Annotated in this window: 4 protein-coding genes; 1 reads left to right on the forward strand and 3 read right to left on the reverse strand. The window is 37.5% G+C overall.

Translation table 11 applies throughout. The annotated features are described in order from the left end of the window. From ABWO41_RS13455 to ABWO41_RS13465, 3 genes are all read right to left on the reverse strand, one after another. A partial coding sequence (locus tag ABWO41_RS13455) for a family 43 glycosylhydrolase (protein WP_353138919.1) occupies positions 1-563 on the reverse strand: 563 nt, incomplete at its 3' end. Between the two features lie 157 nt (positions 564-720). Beyond that, a complete protein-coding gene (locus ABWO41_RS13460; RefSeq protein WP_353138922.1) occupies positions 721-2,286 on the reverse strand; it encodes a RagB/SusD family nutrient uptake outer membrane protein in 1,566 nt (521 codons plus the stop codon). A gap of 19 nt (positions 2,287-2,305) precedes the next feature. Further along, positions 2,306-5,296 (reverse strand): SusC/RagA family TonB-linked outer membrane protein, encoded by a 2,991-nt coding sequence (locus ABWO41_RS13465; protein ID WP_353138925.1) that lies wholly within the window; start codon positions 5,294-5,296, stop codon positions 2,306-2,308. Between the two features lie 303 nt (positions 5,297-5,599). Between ABWO41_RS13465 and ABWO41_RS13470 the strand changes: the two genes are divergently transcribed. Further along, positions 5,600-7,332, forward strand: a 1,733-nt coding sequence (locus tag ABWO41_RS13470) for a ligand-binding sensor domain-containing protein (protein WP_353138928.1), incomplete at its 3' end; no start/stop codon positions are given.

A 7,332-nucleotide genomic window follows, 5' to 3' on the forward strand; every position in this document is an offset into this window, starting at 1 on the left:
TGAGAAACATTGATGCATTTTTTTAAGGTAGCGGTTTTTATTGTCTGGAGATCGTTTTCCAGTTCGGCAACCCAAATGTTCAATCCATCATTAAATCTGTCAAAATACAAATATGGCTTACCGTTGTCATCTATAAATAAACTATTGTCTATAGATTTTTCTCCATCCAGCATGGGAACTTTGGCTTCCTGTTTAAATGGTCCCAGCGGAGAATTGGATGTTGCAACGCAAATATGCTCGTTGGCAGTATAGTACATAAAGAATTTATTTTTTTCCTGGATGTAATATACTTCCGGAGCCCAGAACCATCGTCCACCCCAGGAATCTTCGCTTTTAAGAGCCAGTTCGGACTCTTTTTTCCAATAGACTAAATCGTCCGAGGTATAAACTTCTATTCCATTTTCAGCATTGGTACCATAAGCATAGTAGGTATTTCCGTTTAACATGATAAAAGGGTCTCCTAAAGGAACCGGAGGATCAAACACAAAATTGTTCTTCTCTTTTTTAGCGCATGCGGTTAAGGAGATACTAAAAAGTAGTAACAGATAAATTAACTTTTTCATTCATATTGATTTTAAAGAAGTGCCTAAAAGTTTATTGTCATCCCGATTGCAAGGGGAGGATCTCCTTCATTTGGGAGGAGATTTACGCCTGTTGGCGAATTCTCCTCCTAAAAGTAGTTGAATGACGATGCTTTCAATTTTTTAGACTCGTTTTTTATTAATAATTAGGGTTCTGATCAGCATTTGGATTGTTTTTATCTTCATCTGAAGGAATTGGCAAACGATTATGTTTTCCAATGGTGAAATTGTTAAAGTCTGCATCTCTGGATTTTACTTCATTAAGTCCTGTAGCGTCATCCAGCAACCCCCATCTTTTAAGGTCTGCCCATCTGTGTCCTTCTGTCGCCAATTCTAAAACACGTTCCATTTGTAATCTTTTCAGGAAAGTATTCTTGTCTGTGGCAGCAATTGGGTTGTTAACTGCCAGATTCGGCATGTTTACCCTGGCTCTTACTTTATCAACCTGTTGTACTGCGGTGGCTAAAGGATCGTTAGATTGTGCGATACACTCGGCGTACATTAACAGAACATCTGCAAACCTAATTAAACGTACGTTTGTAGGGTTATGGTAATCATCGAAGTCCCTGTAGTAATCCGAACCATATTTGCGAAAGAAAACTCTGCCTGTCCAGTCACTTTTTGACCATTGTTCATTGTTACTTGTGAGTCTATATATTCTTGTATTGTTTGGAAAATCGTTTTCCATTCCCTGATAGAATGCTGTATATCTTAAACGGATATCGAAGTTGTTGTTTAAATCTTTTTCTTTCTTGAACTCCGTAACTATCCAGGGGCGTAGCTCACCATCTGTCCAGCCTATTCCGGGAGGCGCAAAAAATTGACCTCTGTTAAGACCTAGGTTTGGATCTACATCGAAGTCTCCGTCGCCTGCAGGTGCTTTATGAATATCCGAATATTGAATTTCGAAAACAGACTCGATGTTATTCTCGGTGTCTTTGTTGAAATTATCAAAATAGTTTGCTGTTAGGTTATAATATTCTTTACCTGCACCATCAACTAGCCATGATAAATCTGTTTTGGCTTCTACCCATTTATGAAGCTGCATGTAACACTTCGCTCTAAAAGCCAAAGCAGCGCCTTTTGTTGCTCTTCCTTTATTGGGAGCATCCCATGCAGGGGGTAAGAGTTTTTCTGCCTCTGTAAAATCGCTAATGGCCTGATTATAAACTTCAGTTTCGGTGTGACCTTCAGGCCTCATATCAGGAGTAGAAGGTTCCAGAACGATAGGCAAACTTTTATTCTCACTTCCCCAAAGAAGAGCCAAATTGTAATAATACAGGCCTCTTAGAAAATATGCTTGTCCAATAAGCTGATCTTTTTTTGTCTGATCTGTAAACGCTATAGCTGGAACATTGTGTAACACCTGGTTGGCCCTGAAAATTGCTTCATAACAATCTCTGAAAGTCCACGCATTACCTTCCCAAAAATTGTAATTGTTATATTTAAATTGTGTCCATTCTTTTAGTTCTGCCCATGGACTTTGGCTAAAGCCTTCGTCAGAAGTTAAGTCTAAGCGAAACCATATCCACCTGCTATAAGTTCCTGGTTTATAGAACATATTATATATGGCGTTTACGCCATATTCTGCGTCTCTTTCCGTTTTCCAAAACGTTCCTGTGGTTATGGTATTTGGGTTCTGTACATCAACCTTACAAGCATTCACCAGAAATGTTGCAAGAAATATATATAAGTACTTTTTCATTGCTCTTTAATTTTTAGGGTTAGAATGTTATTTGTGTGCCAAAAGTGATACCTCTGGGATTTGGAAAAGCACCACCATCATAGCTTCTGTCCCAAATGTTTGTGTTCAAAAACTCTGGATCTAAACCTTTATAAGATGTGAAAGTAACCAGGTTCTGTGCATTGACATATAGTCGAACCTGACTGAATGTAGTTCCTAAAGCTTTTTTCGGCAAGCTGTAACCCAGGGCAATTTGTTTTATTCTTAAATAGCCTCCGTTTTCTAACCATCTGTCCTGATTGCCAACTACATTACGAGAATCTCCGGATATAGGTCTTGGGTCTTTCGCATTTGGATTATCCGGTGTCCAGGGATCGTAATCTGCTCTATAGTTGGAGTTGTCATCAAATCTGTCGTAACCGCTTCTTGGGCCGTTAAAAGATTTAAAGCCAAAAGATCCTGAGAATTGTAATTGAAGGTCGAACCCTTTGTAATCAAATCCGAAGTTCATTCCTAATTGGTACTTTGGAATGGTAGAACCGCAATGCTGCCTGTCCGCATCGGTAATCCGACCGTCGTCATTATAATCGACAAACTTTACATCTCCGGGTTGTGCATTGGGTTGAATTAAAGTACCATTACTACTTCTATGAGCCTGGACTTCTTCTACTGATTTGAAAAGACCATCGGTTTTAATCAAATACCATTCGCCAATAGGATGTCCTACAATAGACTTGGTATCCCATTGCGTAAATTCGTCCCTGCCGTAGCCCAGTTTTACGATTTTATTTTTTAAGTAAGAAGCGTTAAGCCCCAGGCTATAGCCAAATTCTCCAATTCTGTCTCTCCATGTTGTAGTCAATTCTACTCCTGTGTTTTTTAATGTTGCAGCATTAACTACCGGGTTCCCTCCGTTGTTCCCTGTAACCATCTGGATTTGCATTGCTGTTAATACATCTTTGGTTTCTTTAATAAAGAAGTCGGTAGAAATCTGTAATCTGTTATTTAGTATTGTTGCATCAAAGCCGCCGTTAAATTGAGCCATTTTCTCCCATTTTAGATCAGCATTAGCCAGTCTGATTTGGGTCATACCAGTAGCAATATTTTGATCTACACCGAATATGGCTTGGGGAAAAACTGTAATAAAAGAGTTCCAGTCCCATGGACCAATATTAGATGTTCCCAGTATCCCATAGTTAGCTCTTAGCTTTAAATCATTTATCCACGGAACATTAAAGAAACTTTCCTTGCTGATTCTCCATCCGGCAGAAACTGAAGGAAAATAACCTACACTATAAACAGGATTAAATTTTGACGATTCGTCTCTACGCATAGTAAAACTGAAGAGGTACTTTTCATCATAAGTATAATTTAAACGACCAAACACAGAAAACAACTTCTCGTTATCCTGATAGCTTCCTGTTTTTGGATTGCTTAATGCAGCATCTAACTGCGTAAAGTAGCCGTTTACCGATACCAAAACGTCATTTTTTGTCCCCCAAATCTGCTCGTAATTAGAAGTCTGATAACTGGTTCCTATTACAGCAGAAATATCATGTTTCCCAAATTTCTTTATGTAATCTATGGTATTGTCAAATACAAGACCTCTGTATTGTGCCTGGTTTTTATTTAATGAAGACGGATCGGTAGGTTGGTTATACGCCCAATAGCCTACTTTTCTTAAATATTCATGCTTATCGTTACTTAAATCAAAACCAAAATTGGTTCTGAATTTTAAAGATTTAAAAAATTCAAGCTCGCCAAAAACGTTTCCTCTTGTTCTCAGATTTCCATTTTTTGTGTTTTCGAAATCTTCTCTGGCAAAAGGATTAGTCCCAAAAGTAACGTCTCTGGAACCATCTCCATAACCATAGCCACCTCGTGCCGCATTATTAGGGTCGTAAATAGGAATGGTAGGCAACATGCGGTAAACGTCAATAATAGGATTGGTATTTAATTCGTTAACTGAATAATTGCTGAGTACTATATTTTCTCCAATATTTAGTTTTAAATTTTCACCAAAATTTCTTGAAGTAGACATATTGGAACGTAATGTAAAACGTTCACTATTGGAACCAATAGTTGTTCCCGAGTTTGTTTGGTAGTTTCCGGAAATAAAATATCTGCTTTCTTTGGATCCTCCAGAAAATGAAATGTTATGATCCTGAAGCCAGCCTGTTTTAAAAACTTCTTCCTGCCAGTCTGTATTGCCATCGAAGTGATTTGCAGGTTGTTTATTGGCATTACTGAAAGCCAAATCGTTCAGGTTAATCCATTGCTCGCGATTGGTGAGATTATATCTGGGCAGCCACTGTGCAGTTCCTCTCGAAGATAGGTCTATCTTCATTTTTCCTTCCTTCCCTTGCTTGGTTGTTATAATAATAACACCATTACCGGCTCTGGAACCATAAATTGCAGCCGCAGAAGCGTCTTTTAATACCTGAATGCTTTCTATATCATTGAAGTTAAAGTCTCTGTTTGCGCCAGAAACTATTCCGTCTACAACATATAGCGGATTACTTGGGCCTAAAGTTCCCGTTCCCCTGATTTCTACTTTACCTTCTGAGCCCGGAGATCCTGCTGTTCTAACCATTAAACCTGGCAAAGTTCCCAGCGCATCTCCTACGGTACCTGAAACGGTAGTGTTTTTCATTTCATCCGGATTAAATACAGAAACTGCACCCGTTAAATCCGATTTTTTAATTGTCTGATAACCGATAACAACAACTTCTTCTAAGGCTTTTTTGTCTGTAAGAAGTGTGATGTCTAATGTTGACTGGTTATTGTACACGATGGTCTGGGGAAGCATTCCCAGAAGAGAAAAAACTATTTCCTGACCCTTTGTTACACTAATGGAGTAATTTCCATTCAGGTCTGTTATAGTGCCCCGGGCGGTACCTTTAACGGTAATCGCAACCCCAGGTAAGGGAATGCCCGATTCGTCAAACACCCTACCTTTCATGTTATTATCCTGTGCATAGACCACTGTAGATAAAACATAGAAAAACAAGAATAAAGTTTTCTTTAACATGTAATTTAATTTTTGGGTTTATAATTTAAACTTCTAATTGGCCTCTAAACTCCAACTGTAGCAAAACACAAAAGCAATCGCTTTGATTTGAACTTTTGTATTATGTAAACTTTGGTGTATTTAGATGTGAAGTAAAGTTATGTATAAGGATAGGAGTGGTTATAACACTTTCTAATCAAAAAATGGTAAAAATGGGTAAATAAAGCTAAAATGTTAGTTTTTACCATTTTTTACCGGTTTTTACCATTAATTAGGTTGCGTAGAGTTTCCTGTCTACACATTATTCTTATAAATTTATATATCGTGAATTTTAGAATAATTTATATTGTATTGTTGAGTTGTCTTGCTGCTCCAATTTTTATGAGCGCGCAGGAGAACTCTAATTTTCATTTTAAAAAGCTGCAGGTAGTAGACGGGCTTTCTGAAAATGCTGTGTATTGTATCCTTCAGGATCATGATGGATTTATGTGGTTTGGGACAAAAGATGGCTTAAACCGTTTTGACGGAAGTTCTTTTAGGGTTTATCAGCACAGTATAGGAGAGAAAGAATCTATTGGCAATAATTTTATCAGAAGTATTGCCCAAAAAGATAAAGACAATTTGTATATCGGGACAGATGCCGGACTTTATATAATGGATAAAGTCGCCGAATCTTTTACCAAATTAAATATAAAAGCATCAGATAATTCTAAAATAACATCGGCTGTCAATGCTTTGTTGGTTGATAAGAATGGGAATCTGTGGATAGCAACCATGTTTCAGGGAATTTATTTTTACAGTCCTAAAAATTCAAAACTTAGAAAAGTTGCTATTGAGGATGTTGATCTGGGGATGAATGCATCCTGGTCTATTATAGAAGATAAAACCGGGACTGTTTGGGCAGGGACAAGGCTGGGGCTTCTGCGTTATAACTCACAATCTCATAAATTTGAACCTATACCATCTTTATTTAGCAATACCGAAAATTCCAATAATGAAGTATTATCTATTCTGGAAGATAATAAAGGAAATTTATGGCTTGGAACCTGGTCTGATGGATTAAGATATTATAATAAACAATCAGACGGATATACCTCATATCTGAACAACCAGTCAAAATCTAATTATATAACGCACATCAGATCAATATTCCAGTATACAGAAAAGTCACTTTTAATTGGATCTGATGATGGCTTATATATTTTCAATCTGGAAAACGGGACTTCCAGAAGAATAGATATTCCACAGTTTAAATACAGTCTCAGTGATCAAAATGTGTATTCTATCGCACAAGATAAAGAGGGCGGAGTTTGGATTGGGACTTACTTTGGAGGTGTTAATTATTTAAATACGGCGCTTCTGTCGATAGAAACTTATTATCCGGATGTACTGCATGGGTTTCTTTCGGGAAAGGCAGTAAGTCAGTTTTACGAAGATCCTTCGGGTAATATGTGGATAGCAACTGAAGATGGCGGCTTAAATTATTTCGATGTTAAAACCAAACTTATCACCCAACCTATAAAAACATCGTATCACAATACCCATGCATTGCTTTTAGACGGAGATGACCTTTGGGTGGGTACATTCTCCCGGGGATTGGACGTTTATAACACAAAGACCAAACGGTTAATAAATTACAGATATAAATCTAACGATGTAAATACGATAAATGATGATTGTGTTTTCTCGCTCTACAAAACAAAATCCGGAGATATATATGTAGGAACCCCTGTTGGTCTTAATAAGTTTGATCGTGTAAAACGCACTTTTGTAAGGATTAAAGAAATCACGGGCTTTATTTATGACATAAAGGAAGATGATCTCGGAAATTTATGGTTGGCTTGTTACGGAGCCGGTGCTATAAAATTTGATCAGAAACAACAACGCTGGGTATATTACGATAAAATAAAAAAGAATGACCCGATTGTTAAAAGTAAACTGACAAGTATTTATATCGATAGCCAGCGGCGGCTTATTTTTTCGAGCGAAGGTAAAGGGATATTTATATATGATAGAAAAAACGACAGCTTTAAAAATATATCAGAGGCAGATGGGCT

It is taken from the genome of Pseudopedobacter sp. (genome assembly GCF_040392825.1).
Taxonomy (GTDB): domain Bacteria; phylum Bacteroidota; class Bacteroidia; order Sphingobacteriales; family Sphingobacteriaceae; genus Pseudopedobacter.